Source organism: bacterium (genome assembly GCA_026398675.1).
In the GTDB taxonomy this organism is placed as follows: Bacteria; RBG-13-66-14; RBG-13-66-14; order RBG-13-66-14; family RBG-13-66-14; genus RBG-13-66-14.
The window spans coordinates 1-1,651 of the sequence record JAPLSK010000317.1; the positions used below are offsets into that span (position 1 = coordinate 1).

A 1,651-nucleotide genomic window follows, 5' to 3' on the forward strand; every position below is an offset into this window, starting at 1 on the left:
ACCTCGCCCAGCGGCACCCCCCGGATTCCGGGCCCGGCGGTGAGGTAGCCACACTCGTGGTCGCCGGTGACGATGACCAGGGTGTCGTCCCAGGAGCCGCCGTTGTCCGGGTCCTCGACCCAGTCCACGGTGGCCCGGACCGCCGCGTCGAACCCCCGCTCCTCGCCGATCATCCGGTCCATGTCGCCCGCGTGGGAGGCCCAGTCCACGGCGCCGCCCTCGACCAAGAGGACGAAGCCCTCGGGGTCGCGGTCCAGGACCGCCAGGGCCGCCCGGGTGCACTCGGCCAGGGTCGGGTTCTCGGGGTTCGCGCCGGACGAGTCGGCCAGGGCGTAATCGAAGCCGCCGTCCTCGCCGCCGAAGAGGCCGAACAGGCGTTGGGTGCGCGGGTTCTGTGCCGCCTCCAGGAGACGCGCCCCGCCGTCCGGACTGCCCGCGACGCGCTCCACCAGCCGCCAGACGCCGTAGTCGCCGCAATCGGCGGCCAGACGGTCGAGCTGCGCCCGGTTGACGTAGTCGGAGTTCCACGCCGGGTGCCCCGCGCCGATGAGCACCTCCGGCGGACTTGAGCTTCCGCCGCGCCCGCCGCCGTAGCCCTCGCCGGAACCCGTAACGCCGGGCACGCCCCACACCCCCTCGTCGAAAATCGCGTAGCCGTTCCCCCGGTCGTCGTTGTGGGCGTACCAGGCCCCCGGGGTGGCGTGGGAGACGGGAACGCTCGTGACCGCCCCCGAGGCCAGGCCCATCGCCTCGGCGTACTCCCGGATGCAGGCGAGGCGCACGAGGTCTCCGGGGCCGGTGCAGATGTTCCCCGCGTCCGCCTTGAAGCCGGTGTACATGGCGGTGGCCGCCGAGGCGCTGTCCGTCGCCGCCCGGGCCACGTAATCGAAATCCTCCCAGGCCCGCGCCGGGTCGTAGCCCACGCCGCCGTCGGCGCGCCGGGTGTCCGTGTCCCAGGTGGAGACGGCCCAGGAGTCCCAGCCGGTGTACACCGGGTCCTCCCCGGTGTAGTCTTTGACCGCCTCCAGGTGCTCGTAGCCCCAGCCGTCGGAGATGAAGAGGATGACGTGGCGCGGGAGGGCGGGCTGGACGGCGCAGCAGGAGAGGAGGAGGACCGCTAGGACGGGGACGATGAACGCGCGCGGTTTCACGGGAACCTCCGTCGTTATCGGGAACCCGCCCGCCCCTCACCCCAACCCTCCCCCCAAAGGGGGGAGGGGGCAATGGCAGCCCTCACCCTTTATCCCGTCGGCGCGCCGCTCCCGGAGGGAGAGGGGGGCCGGTCCGACCATCACCCCAGCCCGTACCTCGCAGTTTGCGATGACGTAGGGCGGCCCCTCTGCGGGCCGCCGCATTTCAACCCTCACCTTAGCCCGCAGGCAAGCCGCTCCCTGGAAAGGAGAGGGGACCGTTCCACCCCTCTCCCCAGCCCTCCCCCCCAAAGGGGGGAGGGGGCAATGACAACCCCCACCCGCCGACCGGCTAAAACTCCGTGGCGCTGGTGAAGCGGAAGCCCTTGAACTTCACCGCCGGCACCCGGATGCTGGAGAAGTCCTCCGCGATTAAAAGCGTGTCGGCGCTCAGGGCCTCGATCCGCGAGAATGCCCGTAGCATGGACTCGGTGAAGCGCAGGTTCTTCACCGGCCGCGAG

General features: G+C 71.7%; 1 protein-coding gene. It reads right to left on the bottom strand.

Translation table 11 applies throughout. The features are described from left to right. The coding region (locus tag NTW26_09350) for an alkaline phosphatase (protein ID MCX7022458.1) at positions 1–1,151 on the bottom strand (1,151 nt) is incomplete at its 3' end. Positions 1,152–1,651 lie beyond the last annotated feature (500 nt).